The organism is Xanthomonas euvesicatoria pv. euvesicatoria, assembly GCF_020880415.1.
Lineage (GTDB): Bacteria > Pseudomonadota > Gammaproteobacteria > Xanthomonadales > Xanthomonadaceae > Xanthomonas > Xanthomonas euvesicatoria.
This window is the reverse complement of record NZ_JAJIUJ010000089.1, coordinates 1-16,289: the sequence shown is the minus strand read 5'-3', so window position 1 is coordinate 16,289 and position 16,289 is coordinate 1. Positions and strand designations below refer to the sequence as shown.

The 16,289-nt window shown below is 61.3% G+C and carries 19 protein-coding genes; 10 read left to right on the top strand and 9 right to left on the bottom strand.

Features of this window, described 5'->3' with window-relative positions:
- Positions 1–17: 17 nt before the first annotated feature.
- From trxB to LN450_RS14710, 4 genes are read right to left on the bottom strand one after another with little or no spacing between them, the layout of a single operon-like run.
- Positions 18–1,004, bottom strand: coding sequence for a thioredoxin-disulfide reductase (gene trxB / locus LN450_RS14725; protein WP_074038350.1), 987 nt, complete (start codon positions 1,002–1,004; stop codon positions 18–20).
- Between the two features lie 3 nt (positions 1,005–1,007).
- The gene (gene arsB, locus LN450_RS14720) at positions 1,008–2,066 is read right to left on the bottom strand and encodes an ACR3 family arsenite efflux transporter (protein ID WP_012480203.1); all 1,059 of its coding nucleotides are present in this window, start codon (positions 2,064–2,066) and stop codon (positions 1,008–1,010) included.
- 20 nt (positions 2,067–2,086) lie between these two features.
- Positions 2,087–2,578 carry an arsenate reductase ArsC gene (locus tag LN450_RS14715; RefSeq protein ID WP_074038347.1) on the bottom strand — a complete coding sequence of 164 codons (492 nt, stop codon included), beginning with the start codon at positions 2,576–2,578 and terminating at the stop codon, positions 2,087–2,089.
- A gap of 27 nt (positions 2,579–2,605) precedes the next feature.
- The gene (locus LN450_RS14710; RefSeq protein WP_012480201.1) at positions 2,606–2,920 is read right to left on the bottom strand and encodes an ArsR/SmtB family transcription factor; all 315 of its coding nucleotides are present in this window, start codon (positions 2,918–2,920) and stop codon (positions 2,606–2,608) included.
- 41 nt (positions 2,921–2,961) lie between these two features.
- Between LN450_RS14710 and arsH the strand changes: the two genes are divergently transcribed.
- The 5 genes from arsH to LN450_RS14685 all read left to right on the top strand — a co-directional run bounded on the left by arsH (position 2,962) and on the right by LN450_RS14685 (position 6,861).
- The gene (gene arsH / locus LN450_RS14705) at positions 2,962–3,702 is read left to right on the top strand and encodes an arsenical resistance protein ArsH (RefSeq protein WP_074038344.1); all 741 of its coding nucleotides are present in this window, start codon (positions 2,962–2,964) and stop codon (positions 3,700–3,702) included.
- The gene (gene arsC / locus LN450_RS14700; RefSeq protein ID WP_074038341.1) at positions 3,699–4,118 is read left to right on the top strand and encodes an arsenate reductase (glutaredoxin); all 420 of its coding nucleotides are present in this window, start codon (positions 3,699–3,701) and stop codon (positions 4,116–4,118) included. Before arsH ends, arsC begins: the two co-directional genes overlap by 4 nt.
- Before the next feature lie 30 nt (positions 4,119–4,148).
- On the top strand, positions 4,149–5,372 hold the full coding sequence (locus LN450_RS14695; RefSeq protein ID WP_074038338.1) for an MFS transporter: 1,224 nt from the start codon (positions 4,149–4,151) through the stop codon (positions 5,370–5,372).
- Between the two features lie 31 nt (positions 5,373–5,403).
- The gene (locus tag LN450_RS14690) at positions 5,404–5,751 is read left to right on the top strand and encodes an ArsR/SmtB family transcription factor (RefSeq protein ID WP_019186249.1); all 348 of its coding nucleotides are present in this window, start codon (positions 5,404–5,406) and stop codon (positions 5,749–5,751) included.
- Between the two features lie 63 nt (positions 5,752–5,814).
- Positions 5,815–6,861, top strand: coding sequence for a flavin-containing monooxygenase (locus LN450_RS14685; protein ID WP_074038336.1), 1,047 nt, complete (start codon positions 5,815–5,817; stop codon positions 6,859–6,861).
- Positions 6,862–6,898: 37 nt separating this feature from the next.
- Here the strand turns inward: LN450_RS14685 and LN450_RS14680 are convergent, their stop codons facing one another.
- A complete protein-coding gene (locus LN450_RS14680) occupies positions 6,899–7,345 on the bottom strand; it encodes a hypothetical protein (protein ID WP_074038333.1) in 447 nt (148 codons plus the stop codon).
- 225 nt (positions 7,346–7,570) lie between these two features.
- Here LN450_RS14680 and LN450_RS23355 point away from each other — a divergent pair, with 225 nt between their 5' ends.
- The 4 genes from LN450_RS23355 to LN450_RS14665 all read left to right on the top strand — a co-directional run bounded on the left by LN450_RS23355 (position 7,571) and on the right by LN450_RS14665 (position 10,748).
- Entirely contained in the window at positions 7,571–7,969 is a 399-nt protein-coding gene (locus LN450_RS23355) for a DNA-binding protein (RefSeq protein ID WP_074038331.1), read from the top strand.
- Between the two features lie 224 nt (positions 7,970–8,193).
- Positions 8,194–8,604 (top strand): hypothetical protein, encoded by a 411-nt coding sequence (locus LN450_RS14675; RefSeq protein ID WP_005933817.1) that lies wholly within the window; start codon positions 8,194–8,196, stop codon positions 8,602–8,604.
- Between the two features lie 51 nt (positions 8,605–8,655).
- Positions 8,656–9,102 carry a hypothetical protein gene (locus LN450_RS14670; RefSeq protein ID WP_129111534.1) on the top strand — a complete coding sequence of 149 codons (447 nt, stop codon included), beginning with the start codon at positions 8,656–8,658 and terminating at the stop codon, positions 9,100–9,102.
- A gap of 449 nt (positions 9,103–9,551) precedes the next feature.
- On the top strand, positions 9,552–10,748 hold the full coding sequence (locus LN450_RS14665) for an AAA family ATPase (protein ID WP_074038329.1): 1,197 nt from the start codon (positions 9,552–9,554) through the stop codon (positions 10,746–10,748).
- Positions 10,749–10,755: 7 nt separating this feature from the next.
- Here the strand turns inward: LN450_RS14665 and LN450_RS14660 are convergent, their stop codons facing one another.
- The 4 genes from LN450_RS14660 to LN450_RS14645 are packed head-to-tail and all read right to left on the bottom strand — an operon-like array spanning position 10,756 to position 15,111.
- Entirely contained in the window at positions 10,756–11,454 is a 699-nt protein-coding gene (locus tag LN450_RS14660; RefSeq protein ID WP_005918428.1) for a YecA/YgfB family protein, read from the bottom strand.
- An 18-nt stretch (positions 11,455–11,472) separates the two neighbouring features.
- On the bottom strand, positions 11,473–14,448 hold the full coding sequence (locus LN450_RS14655; RefSeq protein ID WP_011345576.1) for a Tn3-like element ISXc4 family transposase: 2,976 nt from the start codon (positions 14,446–14,448) through the stop codon (positions 11,473–11,475).
- A gap of 4 nt (positions 14,449–14,452) precedes the next feature.
- On the bottom strand, positions 14,453–14,872 hold the full coding sequence (locus tag LN450_RS14650) for a putative toxin-antitoxin system toxin component, PIN family (protein WP_003491210.1): 420 nt from the start codon (positions 14,870–14,872) through the stop codon (positions 14,453–14,455).
- Complete coding sequence (locus LN450_RS14645) at positions 14,872–15,111, bottom strand: ribbon-helix-helix domain-containing protein (protein ID WP_003491212.1); 240 nt, start codon at positions 15,109–15,111, stop codon at positions 14,872–14,874. The genes LN450_RS14650 and LN450_RS14645 overlap by 1 nt, the downstream gene beginning before the upstream one ends.
- A 214-nt stretch (positions 15,112–15,325) precedes the next feature.
- On the opposite strand from LN450_RS14645, the gene LN450_RS14640 reads away from it, so the two are divergent.
- Positions 15,326–16,249: a recombinase family protein gene (locus tag LN450_RS14640; protein ID WP_003491216.1), complete on the top strand. Its 924-nt coding sequence runs from the start codon at positions 15,326–15,328 to the stop codon at positions 16,247–16,249.
- The last annotated feature ends 40 nt before the right edge of the window (positions 16,250–16,289 follow it).

Sequence of the window (16,289 nt, the reverse complement as noted above, 5' to 3'; positions counted from 1 at the left end):
CCCTCGCGCCGCCTCACTCAGGCGGCATTCTTTCTCTGCTGTTGATCGGAGATCTTGAGTGCATCCAGGTAGCGCTCCGCATCCAGTGCAGCCATGCAGCCGAAGCCGGCCGAGGTGATGGCCTGGCGGTAGTGCTGGTCGGCCACGTCGCCAGCGGCGAACACACCTTCCACCGAGGTCTGGGTGGCGTTGCCGCCCAGGCCCGAGCGGATGTCCAGGTAGCCGTTGTTCATGGTCAGCTGGCCGTCGAACAGGCTGGTGTTGGGGTGGTGGCCGATGGCCACGAAGAAGCCGTGTGCCTCGATGTCGCGGGTGCTGCCGTCCAGGGTGGACTTGACCCGCACGCCGGTGACGCCGGCTTCATTGCCCAGCACTTCGTCCACCTGGTGGTGCCACACGGTTTCGATCTTGCCGTGGGCGACCTTGGCGAACAGCTTATCCTGCATGATCTTTTCCGCCTTCAGGGTGTCGCGGCGGTGGACCAGGTAGACCTTGCGGGCGATGTTGGACAGGTACAGGGCCTCTTCCACGGCGGTGTTGCCGCCGCCCACCACGACCACGTCCTGGTCACGGTAGAAGAAGCCGTCGCAGGTGGCGCAGGCGGAGACGCCGCGGCCCTTGAATTCCTCTTCGGTCGGAATGCCCAGGTACTTGGCGGTGGCGCCGGTGGCAATGATCAGCGCGTCGCAGGTGTACTCGGCGCTGTCGCCGATCAGCTTGAACGGGCGCTGGGTCACATCCGCGGTGTGGATGTGGTCGAAGATCACTTCGGTCTCGAAGCGCTCAGCGTGGGCCTGCATGCGCGCCATCAGGTCCGGGCCCATCAGGCCGTGGGCGTCGCCCGGCCAGTTGTCCACTCCGGTGGTGGTCATGAGCTGGCCGCCCTGCTGAAGACCGGTGATCACCACCGGGTTCAGGTTGGCGCGGGCGGCGTAGACCGCTGCCGTCCAGCCGGCCGGGCCGGAACCGAGGATCAACAGCGGGATGTGTCGGGTCGTGCTCATAACTCAATGACTCCGTGCGTCGGCAGGAAAGTAGCGCTTGCCCAGCCGCAGGGCGACATGGACCAACAGGATCAGCACCGGCACCTCCACCAGCGGTCCGATGACCGCAGCGAAGGCGACCGGCGAAGCCAGACCAAAGGCGGCGATGGCGACGGCGATGGCCAGCTCGAAGTTGTTGCCAGCAGCAGTGAAGGCGATCGCGGTCGTGCGCGGGTAGTCCTTCGCAATGAACTTGCCCATGAAGAAGCTCAGCACGAACTGAATGATGAAATAGAGCGTCAGCGGGATCGCGATGCGCACTGCATCCATCGGGATGCGCAGCACATCGCCCCCCTTCAGGCTGAACATGGCAACGATCGTGAACAGCAACGCCGCCAGCGTGATCGGACTGATCGCTGGCAGGAACTTCTCTTCATACCAACGCACGCCTTTGCGCGCCTTGAGCCAGCGGCTGGTGAGGAACCCTGCGAGGAAGGGGATGCCCAGATAAATCAGCACCGCCTCGGCAATGGTCCAGAAGCTGACGTCGATCACGCTGCCCTGCAGGCCGAACACCGGCGGCAGCCACGACAGGAAGAACCACGCGTACACACTGAACAACGCGATCTGGAAGATCGAGTTGAAGGCCACCAGCCCGGCCACATACTGCCCATCACCGCGGGCGAGCTGATTCCAGACCAGCACCATAGCGATACAGCGTGCCAGGCCAATCAGGATCAGGCCAGTCATGTACTCAGGGTAGTCGCGCAGGAACAGCACCGCCAGGCCGAACATCAGGAACGGACCGATGATCCAGTTCTGCACCAGCGAGAGCATCAGCACGCGCTTGTCGGCAAACACCTTGGGCAGCTCTTCGTACTTCACCTTGGCCAGCGGCGGATACATCATCAGGATCAGGCCAATGGCGATCGGGATGTTGGTCGATCCAATCGACAGGCTGTGAAGCGCGCTGGGGACGCCTTCGAACATCGCGCCCAAGCCGACGCCAAGGGCCATCGCCAAGAAAATCCAGAGCGTAAGGTACCGGTCCAGGAAGGACAGGCGGGGGGAATCAGTAGTCATGGCAGGTCTCGGAAAAGCGGTTAGTCGATCTGCGCGATCGGGTCGAGGCGAGCCTTCAGCGCTGCGCGGTCGTCCCAGGCGCTGTCAGGAATCTCCAGGAAGGCCTGCAGGCGTCGCTTGATGGTCTGATGGGCACGGTCAAAGGCTTCTGCCTTCTGCGCATCCGAACCTTCCACGCCGGCCGGGTCGAACAGGCCCCAATGCACGCGAACGAAGTCACCAAACACCACCGGGCACGCCTCGGCGGCCGCGCTGTCACACACGGTGACGATCAGATCCATGGCAGCGGCATCGGGTTCGGCAAATTCGTCCCAGGACTTGCTGCGCATGCCCTCGACCGGGAAGCCTTCGCGCTCCAGCTGGGCAATGGCAAAGGGATTGACGCGACCGGCCGGCTGGCTGCCCGCACTGAAGGAGAGATAGCGCCCTTCGCCCCATTTTTTAAGGGTCGATTCGGCAAGCACGCTGCGGGCGGAGTTGCCAGTACACAAGAACAGAACACGACGGGTCATTTGAGCGATCTCTAGGAGGGGGGGAGGTCAGCAGCCAGCAGGACGTTCGCAGGCCTGTTCGTCGGCGCAGCAGTTTTCGGTCAGGTAGGCAACCAGCGAGCTCATCGCCTCGAACTCGGCGCGGTAGCAGATGGTGCGACCGCGCTGCTCGGCGGTGATCAGGCCAGCGGCCAGCAACTCCTTCAGATGGAAGGAGAGGGTGGCACCGGGAAGGGAGAGGGACTGGGCGATATCGCCGGCCAGCTTGCCGCCACTTCCGGCTTGGACCAGCAGGCGGAAGATGGAAAGCCGGGTGGCGTGACCCAGGGCGGCCAGGGCGTGAGTTGCGTTTTTATGTTCCATGATTCTAGAATAGTCGAATCGAATAGGCAGGACAACCCCCCATGCAACACCTTCCCAATGTCGTCCCGGGCGCCTTGAACCCTCCGGTGGCCGAAAAGCTGAGCGAGCCCAATGCCGCGCCGCACCGGCCCCGCATCCTGATCTTGTACGGCTCCCTGCGCCCGCAGTCGTTCAGCCGCAAGCTGGCGTTGGAGGCGCAGCGGTTGCTGGAACATCTGGGCGCGGAGACCCGACTTTTTGATCCGCATGAGCTGCCGATGCTCGATTCGGTGCCCGCCTCCCACCCCAAGGTGCAGGAGCTGCGTCAGGCCTCTTTGTGGTCCGAAGGGCACGTGTGGGTCAGCCCGGAACGCCACGGCACCCTGACGGCCGTGTTCAAGAACCAGATTGACTGGCTGCCGCTGGAAGAGGGGAGCATACGCCCGACCCAAGGTCGCACCCTGGCCGTGATGCAGGTCTGTGGCGGCTCCCAGTCCTTCAACGTGGTCAATGCGTTGCGCGTACTCGGCCGCTGGATGCGGATGGTGACGATTCCGAACCAGTCCTCGGTGGCCAAGGCCTGGCAGGAGTTCGATGACGAGGGGCGCATGAAACCGTCGGCCTACTACGATCGCGTCGTGGATGTGATGGAAGAACTGGTCAAGTTCACCCTGCTGGTGCGTGGCCGCAGTGACTACCTGGTTGATCGCTACAGCGAACGGAAGGGGGCTGTCGAAGCGGCTGCCCTGACCGCCGCGGCCGGCGTCGTCGAGACTGCATTGAATGAAAAGGAGAACGCATGAACGCTGTCATCTATCACAACCCCAAGTGCGGCACCTCGCGAAACACCTTGGCGTTGATTCGCCACGCCGGCATTGAGCCGGAAGTGATTGAGTACCTGGTCGACCCACCCAGCCGAGCGCGCCTTGTCGAGCTGATTGCCGCCGCCGGATTGGATGTTCGCGCTGCGATCCGCCAGAAGGGCACACCCTATCTGGAACTGGGGTTGGACGATCCCACCTTGAGTGAGGACGCACTGCTGGATGCCATGCTGGCCAATCCAATCCTCATCAATCGCCCCTTCGTCCAGACCAGAATGGGCACGCGCCTGTGCCGGCCCTCCGAGGTGGTTCTGGACATCCTGCCAGCGGTGCACGAGCCCTTCACCAAGGAAGATGGCGAAGTGGTGATCGATCAGGACGGCAAGCGCGTCCGCTGATTTGCTAATCGCTAGGGAGAGCTCGATAGCATGCAAGGCGCGTCAAAGCAGCCGCAAAAGCTGACCCTGCTGATCCTTGCGCTAGGGGTTGGCCAGATCATTGCGTGGGCCAGCAGCTATTACCTGTTGGCCGTTCTGGCCCTTCCCATGTCCAGAAGCACTGGCTGGTCGCTCGGGCTGCTGGTGGGAGGCCTCTCCGCTGGGCTGGTCACCGCCGGACTACTGGCTCCCCTGGCCGGTCGGACCATCGACAGGCGGGGAGGGCGGACCGTACTGGCGGCCAGCTCCGTAGTGTTTGCCATGGGGCTGGCAGTGCTGGCCACGTCGCACTCCCCAACTACCTATTACCTTGGCTGGGTGGTACTGGGCGTTGCCATGTCTGCGGGCCTGTATGACGCTGCGTTCTCGACACTGGGACAGCTGCTCGGTGCAAACGCGAAGCGATCCATTGCCGGCCTGACCTTGGTGGCCGGCTTTGCAAGCACGCTCGGCTGGCCAGCGCTGACCTACCTTGACGAGGCCATGGGATGGCGCGGCGCGTTGTGGGTAGCTGCCGCATTCAACCTGCTGGTCGCATTGCCCATCCATTTGCTCGCCATTCCGAAGCATCAGCCCCGCATTGGCGCAAGTCCGCATGCCTCAGCGGCCGCTGCCGCCCACATCAGCACTGCAGCACCCGCTTCACCTGCAGCACCGCCTGCACACTGGCTTGTGCTCATTGGCCTGTTGCTGACCTGCCAAGCCGCGATCATGGCGACCTTGTCGGTGCATCTGATTGCACTGCTCGGTGCCATCGGGCTGGCACCGTCGGTGGCGTTGCTTGCTGGCATGGTGATCGGCCCCGCCCAGGTCATCGCTCGTTTGCTGGAGATGTACTTCGGACAAGGCGTGCATCCGACCTGGTCTGCGCGCATGGGAATTGCAGCGACATTGGCTGCGCTCTTGCTGCTACTTACCGCAGACCCATGGGTCGCGATCATTGCATTCGTCATTTACGGTGCCGGCAACGGGATACTCACGGTAGCCCGCGGCACCCTGCCGCTAGCGCTGATCGGATCGGCGGACTACGGCAAGACCATGGGCCAACTTGCCCGACCCATGCTGCTGGCCCAGGCGGCGGCCCCGCCGCTGGCAGCCATTACATTGGAGCGAGCAGGCCCTGTCTGGCTGATCTGCCTATTGGCACTGCTTGCCACCGTTTCCTTGATCGGAAGCTGTTGGTTGCCTGCAAAGGCGCAGCGCGTGCACCCTTGAATGTGCATGCGTGTGCATATATGCTTCGCGCATGAGCAAAGGCACCCCCAAGGCGAACGCCATTGAGCAAGCAGTAAGCGTGCTGGCGGACCCCATTTTTCGGGCGCTCGCTGAGCCGTCGCGCTTGGCCGTGCTCAAGCGTGTGCTTCAGGTGGAACGTGCAGATATCGCGGAGATCGCCGCCGGCCTTCCACAAGAGCGATCCGTGGTCTCACGTCATCTGCAGGGACTCCACGATGCCGGGATCCTGCGCGCAGAGCGGGTGAGCCGTCAGGTCTACTACCAGGTCGATGGCCCGGCGATGGTTGCACGCCTGGAGCAGATCCTGCTGCAGGTCAGGGCGCTGGCCCCTTATTGCTGCCCCGGTGATTTGAAGTAATACCGCAGGCAATCCTTGATCCATCAACGCACCCCATATATATGCATATAGGCGCATACACGCATGAATAAATTGAATGTCGACGTCGTTGTGATCGGGGCAGGGCAGGCAGGCTTGGCGATGTCCTACCGGCTCAAGAACGCAGGCGTGTCGCACGTGGTTCTCGAACGACAACCGGCCGCTGGTGGCAGCTGGCCGTCGTACTACGACAGCCTGACCCTGTTCTCCCCGGCGGGATATTCCTCGCTGCCTGGCCTCGAGTTTCCCGGAGGAGCCAAGCGCTACCCCAAGCGCGACGAGGTCACAGCGTACCTGCGCCAGTATGCGTCTACCTTCGACCTGCCAGTGCGCGCCAACAGCGAGGTTGTCGAAGTCATCGCCGGAGCAAACCAGCATCGCGTCACACTTGCTGATGGAGCAGTCATTACCGCCCAGGCAGTGGTGGTGGCCACCGGTGGCTTCAATACTCCGTATCTGCCGGAGATCCCTGGAAGGCAGCTGTACCAAGGGACGATTGTGCACAGTTCGGCCTACCGCGCACCCGCCGGTTTTGAGGGAAAGCGCGTCGTCGTCGTCGGCGCGGCCAACTCAGCGGTACAGATCGCGCACGAACTGCACTCCACTGCCAACGTCGTGCTGGCAACCCGCGAGCCAGTGAAGTTCATGCCACAACGGTTCCTCGGCTTCGATTTTCATGACTGGCTCAAGTGGACCGGTCTGGGCAATTCGCGTTGGCTGAGCGATCAGAGCACCCCCGTTCTGGATGATGGTCGTTATCGACACGCGCTGCGTACGGGTGCCATCTCCCGTCGAGAGATGTTCACTGCGTTTACCACTGATGGGGTGGTGTGGCCGAATGCAGAAATACAGGGAGTCGACGCTGTGATCTTCGCAACAGGCTTCCGGCAGAACACCTCATTTCTGCAACGGGAAGCCATGGGCCCGGACGGGCGAGCGCTACACAGCAAAGGCGTCTCCACCACAATCAAAGGACTCTACTACCTCGGGCTGCCGCTACAGCGTAATTTTGCCTCTGCCACGCTTCGCGGGGTGGGAAGTGACTCCGTCGGCATACTCTCCTCTATCGTGAGCCACTTGCGGTCCGCATAGGCCCTGGCTGTTCGCATGGCTCAAGCGCGGCTTCCACTCACCACCTTGCGTCCGCACTCCAGGACGAGAAATCCTGCCGCGCAGCTTCAAGTACCAGAGTCGGCGCTAAGATAAGCATCTGTGATGGCGAGCTCCCATGCAGGCGCGCATGCGGAGCAATCAGCCACTCAAGCTCCTCCCAACCTGACGTCCGCTCGCCGCCCGAAACGCCATATTCGCCACGCAGAAGCGCCAGCACTGCGGAAAGGGCGATAGATGGTCTCCCAGCCGAATCGAGCTGCCATTGTGGGAACAGAAACGCATTACTTTCGGGGACCCACACGGCGAAGACGACGCCAGACTGCAGGCACTGTTCCAGCGAGCGCCCTTGTCGGGCATCCAGGTCCAGGAGTGATTCGAACGTCGCGGCGTCGAGCCACTCTGCCACAGCCTCCGCTCTTGCTTGAGCAGCCGCTGGGGTTTCCGGCGGAAGATCATTGCGCATTGTCTGCCTGCTGCATGAGCTACTGGTGTAAGAGTGCCACGGTCTCCACGTTCTAACGTGTGGGGGAAATGTCTCAATTCGCTAAGCTGGAGAAGGGAAATGGCGGCTGCCTGGTACGCCGATGACCCAGGGTCTCGATGCGTGCGGATGAATGGGCAAAGGCACTTGAAGGGAGCCTCAATCGGCGCACAATGAGGCTCGGACGCCAGCTTCTGGAAGACGACAATGCCCACCCCAATCACGCAAGAGGAAGCTTTCTTGGCGCTCACGTCTCTACTCGAGAAGGGGCAGGTGACTACTCAACGCAATCTTCGACAAGAACTCGGTGGGCGTGGCTCGGGCCCCACGCTAAAGAAGCACATTGAGGCATTTTACGCCCAGTTTGGCCCTCTGATGGAAACGTCAGCGAGCACTGATCCTCAAGGTGCCGATGAGCGTCTATCGCACCGGCCAGAGGATTTGGGTACGCCGATCTTGGCGACAGTGACAATCCCGGCGGATAGTCCGTGGCGGCAGCTTATTGATCTCCTCGCTGCTTGGGAATCAGACTTGCTGCGCCGAGAGAAGATCCTATCCGGGCGTGAGGTCGAATTGAGAAGTCAGGGCACAAAAGTACAGATTTAGTTGCGCCGCCAGCGAAAACGCAGTCGCGCTGAAAAAAGTACAAATTTACTTGGCGCAAAAGTACAAATTTAGTTGTCCCGTCAACTGTTGCGGTCAAAAGGAGCTAAAAGCGGTCTTCCATGCAACACTAAGGGAAGTACCACTTTTTCGCATAACATTAATTATGTAAAATTAAGCTATCGGATTAGGTGTTTCGATAGCTCGGGTGAATGGAGATTCCGGCGATGAATGGCACGTTGACACTTTCTCTCGAGCAATGCCAAGAACTGCTGCAGGACATCCGAGAAAAGCGCCGGCATCGTCTCACCGGCAGCGAGTACAAGGCGATCATTCAGGCGGTCGACAATCATCGCGTGGATCGCGAGGCGTCGCAGCTCGCTCGACAGGTAGCAGCGCAGCTTGCTCAACACGAAGGGCCGGAGAGCAAGCCTCCATTCGAAGACCCGACGATGAACCGCGTGTTCTTAGTCGAATGCCAGCCGGCAACGCCGCCTGAAGACGATCCGCGGATGCAGGAGCACGTCGTCGGCAGGACTGTTTTTCGTTCGCGCGAGTACGACCACGTTGCGCGAGCGAACGCGCCGAACGATCAGGAAACTCGCACACAACGCAAGACCGCGCCGCGGCCGGCATGAAGGACGAATAAAGCGAATGAAAAGGCCGGGAAATACGGTGGATTGCTGTGGGTGAAGGTGTGGCGGCCCGAACGTATGCGGGTTGCAGTACAATCGGATCTGCGCGGAGTTCGCACGGAAGGGGGAGAGGTGGATCCATCGGGCTTCATGCATCAGTACTACGACTGGAATGCGTTCGAGCGGTTCATCAAGGAGCTTCATGCCGCTCTAGCTGCGGCTGAACTGCGGCATGTGCAGTTTACTGCAACCGCCATTCCACTGATCGACGAGTTAGAGCCGGATCTCAAGTTGCACATCCATCTTCGTCCCGAGAAGGCACTGGATCCTCAATTCGATCTGTTCTCAACCCGCACGGGGGAACGCGGCGCGAGCTTGGTCGGCCTGCTGGGCGAGGCGCATCGCTTGCTTCTGTCATTTGTCAGCCAGCTCAAGCAGGCACGCGACTGGTCACATAGGGATTCAGCCGACATACGTGTAAAAATGACTCACAGAGTCTGACTTCGCCTTTTAAATCATGGGGTTGACGGATAAAAACGCCAGCTGCCACTCGCAATATCGCCTGATGTCATGTCATGTGATCCCACCGAGCCGGCTGCCGGGCATCGGGCGCTCAGCTTCCCCTGGCAAGGTATTCGTCGCACTCGACGACGATCTGCGCTACCGCCGAGTCAGCAGCATCCGGTCGGGCTAGCAACACCGCCCTGATCTCAGCGATCTGGGAGCTGCTGGGAATGAGTTCGCTCGGGCTTTCCCACATCCAGTCAATCAACACCGGATACAACCACTCTGGCGCTTCCCGGCCACTTCTCGTCCCGTGGGAACGTACATGCCGGAGTGGTTATCCCGGCTTAGCCCGCCATTCGCGCCCTCTCCAGTCCCTCGCGCAGTATGATTCCTTTGTAGCAGCCAATGCGGTTCTGCACGGGGAAAGGATGACAGGGGGAGCCATGCTCAAAAGCATCGAAGCAACTGGCCATGCAGGCGTGTTGGACGGCTATAGCGGCAGAACGTCGCAGGCGCCGGAGTTCGGCGAGTGGAACCTGATATACGGGTGGAATGCTTCCGGCAAGACGACCCTCTCCCGGGTTATTGCACTGTTGGAGCCGAACAGATCATCGCGTTTACCAAGTGGTGCCTACGCCCGTTTTACCGTCGACGGCGGCTCGCTGGATACGAGGAAAGAGGCCGATCGAGGCGTTCTGCACGTTCGCGTGTTCAACCGCGACTTTGTAGACGACAACCTGAGCGACCATACGTCCGCGCCGGCTCTTTTCATCATCGGTAGCGCCAACATCCGCTTGGTCAGCCGGATCACGCAGCTCGGCCGGCGCCACGCCAAGGTCGCGGAGCTGTACCGCGCCGCTCAGCGGCAGAAGGAAGACGCCGCCAAGGCACGCGACCGCCAAGCCACTGATTTGGCGACTGCGTGCGGCACCGCGCTGGGCATACGCGCTTTTCGCGCCCCCGACCTGCGATCGCTCGCGGGCCACATTGTCGGCAACGAACGCGATCATTTGTTGAATGCGGGAGCGCTCGAAGATGCAGTCAGTACGGCGCGCGACCGCGACGAGTACACGCCGGTGCCCAGCCCGTTGTGGCAGCCGCCTGGCCGCCTGCCCGAAGCCGCCGACATCGCGGTACTGTTGCGCGCGACACCAAAGCAGCAAGCGCTGCAACGCCTGATCGAGAATCGTGCACTCAGTGATTGGGTCCGCGCCGGTCTTCGCTTTCATGAGCACGGGACGCAATGCGCCTTCTGCGGTCATGATGCAGGTGAGGCGCTAAATGACTACACCAAACACTTTTCCGACGAGTACCAGCAGCAGCATGCCGCGATCTCGGCCGCGATCCTGCGCCTCGATCAGGCGGAGCCGCGACCTTCCGTACCGCACGAGAAGGAATGGATGCCCGGAGTGCGTGACCGGGTGAAGGCGGTGCTCGCCGAATTGGAGCAATGGAACGAATCCGAGCTTCAGATCAGGCGCGTATGGCGCGACCAGCTGCAGCAAAAGCTGGCCAGCATGGACAGCTCGATCGAGCCGCTGCCCGCTTCAGACCGACTGGGCCCCATCGCTGCCATTGCAACCCAACTGAATGCCTTGGTCCAGGGGTTCGGGGAGCAATGGAACAGGGAAGTCAGTTAAGCCGGTATCAATGAAATGTCGGAGCGCTGGTAGCACAGCAATGCTTGTACTTCCGCCCACTGCCACATGGGCACTGATCATTTCTCCCAATCTTAGGACCTTGTCTGCGTAAAGGCCCTTGGGTTGCCAATTGGCGATGTGAGGCAAAGTAGCGATAGATGTGCGTCAGTCCGGCAATCAGGGACTGAAGCAACTCATCGCGTTTGTCCGGCGCAATCTCTGGCGGGCGCATGGCGGGATCAGGATCATGTTCATGGGTCAAGATCATGATTGGCAGCATGGGCCCGCCAAATTCTTCGCTGCCGATCAACTCTTGCCAACTATTGGGCCGTAATTGAATGCCGCGCATGAAACCACGTGCCCAGTCGTTACCGTGTACGGCCCCATCCGCATCTTCGAGTAGCACGGGAAGGTAGACATCGTCTTTCTCCAGAGTGCGGAACAATTCTGATGCAATCGTGTTCCAGTGCCGCATGACCAAGCCAAGAATTTCGGCGGCTTGGTCATTGCTGTCGAAGCAATGGTCTTCCCCGAATACTTGTGGCAAGTATTCGCTGGGCAAAACCGTTTCTGGACCACAAATGAGTGCGGCAAAGAACCCATCGAGCATTTCGAGATTCATTGCAGGTGCGCCGACTCCTTCGAGAAAGTCGCCCAGCCGATCAAGCTGGGCATCGTTCAACGGTTGTTGCGTCATTTGTTGCATGGTGAATTTCCAAGGTTTTTAAGGATCATTCGGTTTGGTCAACGGTCTCAGCTCGCCGCGCGCGACAGCTTCCGGCACCGAGAACGAATAGCGTCCGAGCATGTTGATGTGCTCGTGGCCGAACGGCGACAGCCGTGCCTCGTCTTCTGGCTTCACGGGGTAGCCTTCGCTGCGCAACTGCGTCAGCACCGCATCCATGTACAGCGTGTTCCAAAGCACGATCATGTTCACGACCAGGCCGAGCGCGCTCAACTGGTCTTCCTGCCCTTCGCGGTAGCGCTGGAACAGCTCGCCGCGCTTGCCGTGGAAAACCTCGCGCGCCAGGCTGTGGCGGCCTTCACCGAGATTCAGTTGCAGCAGCGTGGCGCGACGGCGGGCTTCGTCGTCGATGAAATTCAACGTGTGGATGGTCTTGTCGATACGGCCGATTTCGGCGATGGCTTGCGCCAGGCTGGTGGGCCGTTCATCGACCTGTAAGGTGCGCATGATGCCCATCGCCGGAACCAGACCGAGCTTGAGCGAGCCGACCAGACGCAGCACATCATCCCAATGCGGGGTGATACGGTCGAGATTCACACGCTGCCGGGCCAGCGCATTGAGGTCGCCATAGTCGGCGTCGGGATCGACGCGCCAGAAACGGGTACCGCCAACATCGGCCAGGCGCGGGCAGAATCGATAGTTGGAGAGGCGGAACAAACCGAACACCAAATCGCTGTACGCGCCGGTGTCGGTCATGATCTGGGTCGGCTGCAACTCCGTTTGCTGCTCCAGCACAACCGCTAGCAAAATCAAACTGTCGCGCAGCGTGCCAGGCACAGTGATCGCGTTCAGTCCGGTGCGCTGATCGGAAAGCAAGTTGTACCAAGTGACGCCGCGCCCGCGATTGAAATACTTTGGGTTCGGTCCAGCGTGGATCGTGCGCACCGGCACCACGAATCGCATGCCGTCGGCCGAAGCCACATCGCCACCTCCCCAGGTTCGCGCCAGTGCGATACGACTTTGCGCGGCCACCAGCACGGCATTGCAGGCTGTCAGCGTGTCGTCACGCACATAGTTCTGATCGACCCACATCAGCCGGTCGCGCTTGAGCGCCGGAGTGTCTGGCCGCACCAGTGGTTCCGGGCCGGTGTTGCAGGCTTCGGCCATCAGCACCGCGCACAGGCTGGTGGTCAGGTCGGCCGCGCGCGCGGTGCGTTCAGTCAGGTGCGTGAACGCTTCCATGCAGCCAGTACGACCGGCGACTTCCAGCAGGATTTCCGGAAGATCGACGCGCGGCATGCGCGCCTTGATTTCGTTGCGCAGCGCGATCAATGAAGGCGGCTCCTCCAATGCTTCAAGCGGACTGAGCACCAGTTCCGTCTTGTCGCCAACGTTCTCGAAGCGCACTGCGTCGTTCTGGGGCAGGCGCGCGGCGACGCGGCGGTAGGTTTCGTCCAGCTCGCGCGTCAGCTCGGACAACGTGGCCTCGGGCTGCGCCGACAGGCTCAGCGAGCGGCAGACGATAGGCCGCGAGGCCTCCCATTCAGCTCCGGCCAGCAGCCCGGCGCGTGGATCGGCGTAGCGCCAACTCGGGCTGATGAACACGTCGCGGCGGCGAATCGCACTGCGCAGCTTGTCGAGCGCGCAGAACGAATAGGCTGTGGCATTGATGCGGCCATCATCCTGAACGACATGGCGTTGCCACGCCTTGCCGACGATGGCCGTGGGCGGATCATGGTCGGGCTTCTCATGCAGCCATTGCAACGCCTGCGCCAAAGGTTGCGCGGCCGGATTGGCGTCAAAGCGGATGACGCGCAGCAACGCCGGCAGGAAGCGCGAGACGGTGGCCTTGCGGGCTTCCAGTTCGGTGTAGAACACATCGTTGGGCGGGCGCACCAGACCGCGCACTTCATTGAGCGCCTGGGCCAGTTCATCGTGGCCGATGGCGGCATAGACGCGCTCGCGCAGTTCGCCGTCCGGCAGGGCCGGATCGAGCAGCATCCGGCATGCCTCGGCCAGCGTCGAGGCGGCCCGATCCAGATCCTTGAGGGAGCGCTGCCTGACCTTACGATCTTCTTTCTCAGCCTTGGTGAACAGCTCGCGCAGCAGCAGGTCGAGCACATCGATGGCATCGTCTTGCGCGCTGGCTTCCAGGCAGTGGACGAAGGCCACTAGCGTGGCGATGCGTCGCACCTCCGGCAATCGAGCCACGGCGGATACCTTGGCAGTACTGGCGAAGCGGGCCAGCGCTGCGATGCGGCTCGGCGGCACATGGGTGCCTGGCAGCTTAATGCCCAAGCCACGCACGGTTTCGATTCGCAGCAAGGCCGCAACGAGCGCCGGAGCGCTGACGCGTACCGGCCCCTTGCGCAATCGATCCAGCCAAGACTGCCGGCTGCCTTCGACAAGCTTGAGCAAGTCATCGAGGCGTTGTCGCTGCTCGGGTGTCACGCCGTGCACCAGTAGTCGCCACAGACGCGACTCCATGCGTGAGCGTATCTCGGCGATAAAGCGCTCCAGCAAGGTGACGCCGGGTAGCAGCACCTTGTGGCCGACCAGCCAGCCGTTGGCGTAGTCGAACAGCGCACTCGGGCGGTCAGTGCCCGTCCAGCACAACGCGCACAACCAGCGGCCAAGGCGGAACTGGACGCCGGTACCCGTGAACTCGCGGTAGCCATAGCGGGTGCGAATCTCGCTCGTGTGCTGCCAGCGCTGCCGAGTTGTCCGGTAGTCAATGACGCAATCGGAAGGGTCGGCGATGCCAAGTTGCGACGACAGCGTATGCAGCACCGGGCTTGGCACGGCGGTAGGGTCTTCCAGAAAGGTGCCGAGAAACCGCGCCGTGGTCAGTTGCAGCGCATAACCGAGGCGACTGCTGTCGCGTCGCTTGGTGGCGATCCACTCGCGGTCATCGTCGTCCAGGTGGAAATAGCGCGCCAGCTCTTCGCTGGAAAGCGTGTCTGGATAGCGGCCGTAGCGTTCCCGTTGTGTGGTGGACAGGAAGCTGACCGGCATGGCGTCAAAGCGCCTCGGCGCAGAAGGTGACTGGCGTGACGATGCGCGTGCGGCCAATGCTACCGCGTTGCAGCAGCCCAGCGCGGCGGTCGCCAGTCACAAGGTAATCGGCCTCGCTGGCCAGTGCCATCGCCAGCAGGAACGCATCGTTCGGATCATTGACCTCGATGCGATCAGGCAGAGGCGGCAATACATGCAGCACAACGGCGCGCTGCATGTTGTTGATCATCGTGCCGACGCGATGCGCGGGCAGGATTGCCTTGATCTTCGGGTAACGGCTCACGCGGCGCAGTTCATCAAGCTGCGCCGTCCCTGTCACCAGTTCAAAGCGTGCTGCAAGCCAACCGCGATAGATGATGTCGGGTGGGCTGTGCGACGAGATCAGCGCGGCCAGCAATACGTTGGTGTCGAGGACGACCCGCATTAATGCTCACGCGCCCATTGCACCGCCTCATCAATGAGGTCGTTCAGTTCTGTCTCACCCATACCCACCGTAGCGGCTTTGGCTTGTTCCACAGCCCGCTCGAAGAGGTAGGCGCGCACCGCATCCTCGATGAAGCGTGACAGGTCGCCCTTGCGACCGCCGCCTTGCGCGGCGATGAACATGCGGACGGACTGATCCACGTCCGGCGATACGGCGATGTTCCAGCGCACGGTATTCATGAAGCTCTCTCCAATCAGAGTTTATGCACATCGGTGTTTATACACTCTTTAAGCGGTTTTTTTTTGCAACGGTTCAATAAAACGATCGTTTTTATGAACTCTGATGGGGCGATCGGCGCGAGGTGTCCGTAAGCCAACAAGCAGTCTGTAATAGTGGTTTGTACAATCAAAGTTTGATATTATTAAAACTTAACGAGTAAAGCAAAATATTACGATGAAAATCGGCTATGCGCGCGTATCCACGCGCGAACAGAACCCAGCCTTGCAGGTGGACTCCCTCAAGGCGGCCGGCTGCGAGCGCATTTATCAGGACGTTGCGAGCGGCGCGAAGACCGCGCGCCCAGCGCTCGATGAACTGCTGGGCCAGTTGCGTGGCGGCGACGTGCTGGTGATCTGGAAACTCGACCGCATGGGACGCTCACTCAAGCACCTGGTTGAGTTGGTGGGTAGCCTGATGGAACGCAAGGTCGGGCTGCTCAGCCTGAATGACCCCATCGACACCACCAGCGCCCAAGGGCGGTTCGTGTTCAACCTGTTCGCCACGCTGGCCGAGTTCGAGCGCGAGCTAATTCGCGAGCGCACCCAGGCCGGGCTGACGGCCGCGCGGGCGCGTGGCAGGGTCGGTGGGCGACCCAAGGGCCTGTCGCCGCAGGCCGAAGCGACAGCGCTGGCGGCCGAGACCCTATACCGCGAGCGCAAGCTGTCGGTCGCTGCCATTGCGCAGAAACTGCACTTGTCCAAGAGCACGCTGTACAGCTACCTGCGGCATCGCGGCGTAGAGATCGGCCCGTACAAACAATCGGCGCAGTCGCCGATAAACGTCTCCGTGGTCGAGAGCGGAAACGCTGACCAGCCGAAGGTCGCCACCATCCTGCTGACCTTGCGCATCGAGAACAATAGCAAGTTCGTGCGCGGAAAGAAGCGCTCGATCGAGCATGTCGAGTTTTTTGATCTTGCCCAATACGATGCCACGCGGCGGCCGAACGGGGAATATGAACTGAAGGTGCCCTATGACACGGATGAAGAGCTGGATGAAGCCGTGAACGATTTGCTAACCGACATCGCCTGCGGTGCGGATGACCGCCACTGTTTCTCAGAGAGCCACGCCCGCATGGAAGGTACAGACCGGCACTGGTGAAGGCTTAACTGACTTCCCTGTTCCATTGCTCCCCGAACCC

Coding starts and splice junctions, on each gene's coding strand:
- trxB (WP_074038350.1), bottom strand. CDS start 1,004: ATGAGCACGACCCGACACATCCCGCTGTTGATCCTCGGTTCCGGCCCG.
- arsB (WP_012480203.1), bottom strand. CDS start 2,066: ATGACTACTGATTCCCCCCGCCTGTCCTTCCTGGACCGGTACCTTACG.
- LN450_RS14715 (WP_074038347.1), bottom strand. CDS start 2,578: ATGACCCGTCGTGTTCTGTTCTTGTGTACTGGCAACTCCGCCCGCAGC.
- LN450_RS14710 (WP_012480201.1), bottom strand. CDS start 2,920: ATGGAACATAAAAACGCAACTCACGCCCTGGCCGCCCTGGGTCACGCC.
- arsH (WP_074038344.1), top strand. CDS start 2,962: ATGCAACACCTTCCCAATGTCGTCCCGGGCGCCTTGAACCCTCCGGTG.
- arsC (WP_074038341.1), top strand. CDS start 3,699: ATGAACGCTGTCATCTATCACAACCCCAAGTGCGGCACCTCGCGAAAC.
- LN450_RS14695 (WP_074038338.1), top strand. CDS start 4,149: ATGCAAGGCGCGTCAAAGCAGCCGCAAAAGCTGACCCTGCTGATCCTT.
- LN450_RS14690 (WP_019186249.1), top strand. CDS start 5,404: ATGAGCAAAGGCACCCCCAAGGCGAACGCCATTGAGCAAGCAGTAAGC.
- LN450_RS14685 (WP_074038336.1), top strand. CDS start 5,815: ATGAATAAATTGAATGTCGACGTCGTTGTGATCGGGGCAGGGCAGGCA.
- LN450_RS14680 (WP_074038333.1), bottom strand. CDS start 7,345: ATGCGCAATGATCTTCCGCCGGAAACCCCAGCGGCTGCTCAAGCAAGA.
- LN450_RS23355 (WP_074038331.1), top strand. CDS start 7,571: ATGCCCACCCCAATCACGCAAGAGGAAGCTTTCTTGGCGCTCACGTCT.
- LN450_RS14675 (WP_005933817.1), top strand. CDS start 8,194: ATGAATGGCACGTTGACACTTTCTCTCGAGCAATGCCAAGAACTGCTG.
- LN450_RS14665 (WP_074038329.1), top strand. CDS start 9,552: ATGCTCAAAAGCATCGAAGCAACTGGCCATGCAGGCGTGTTGGACGGC.
- LN450_RS14660 (WP_005918428.1), bottom strand. CDS start 11,454: ATGCAACAAATGACGCAACAACCGTTGAACGATGCCCAGCTTGATCGG.
- LN450_RS14655 (WP_011345576.1), bottom strand. CDS start 14,448: ATGCCGGTCAGCTTCCTGTCCACCACACAACGGGAACGCTACGGCCGC.
- LN450_RS14650 (WP_003491210.1), bottom strand. CDS start 14,872: ATGCGGGTCGTCCTCGACACCAACGTATTGCTGGCCGCGCTGATCTCG.
- LN450_RS14645 (WP_003491212.1), bottom strand. CDS start 15,111: ATGAATACCGTGCGCTGGAACATCGCCGTATCGCCGGACGTGGATCAG.
- LN450_RS14640 (WP_003491216.1), top strand. CDS start 15,326: ATGAAAATCGGCTATGCGCGCGTATCCACGCGCGAACAGAACCCAGCC.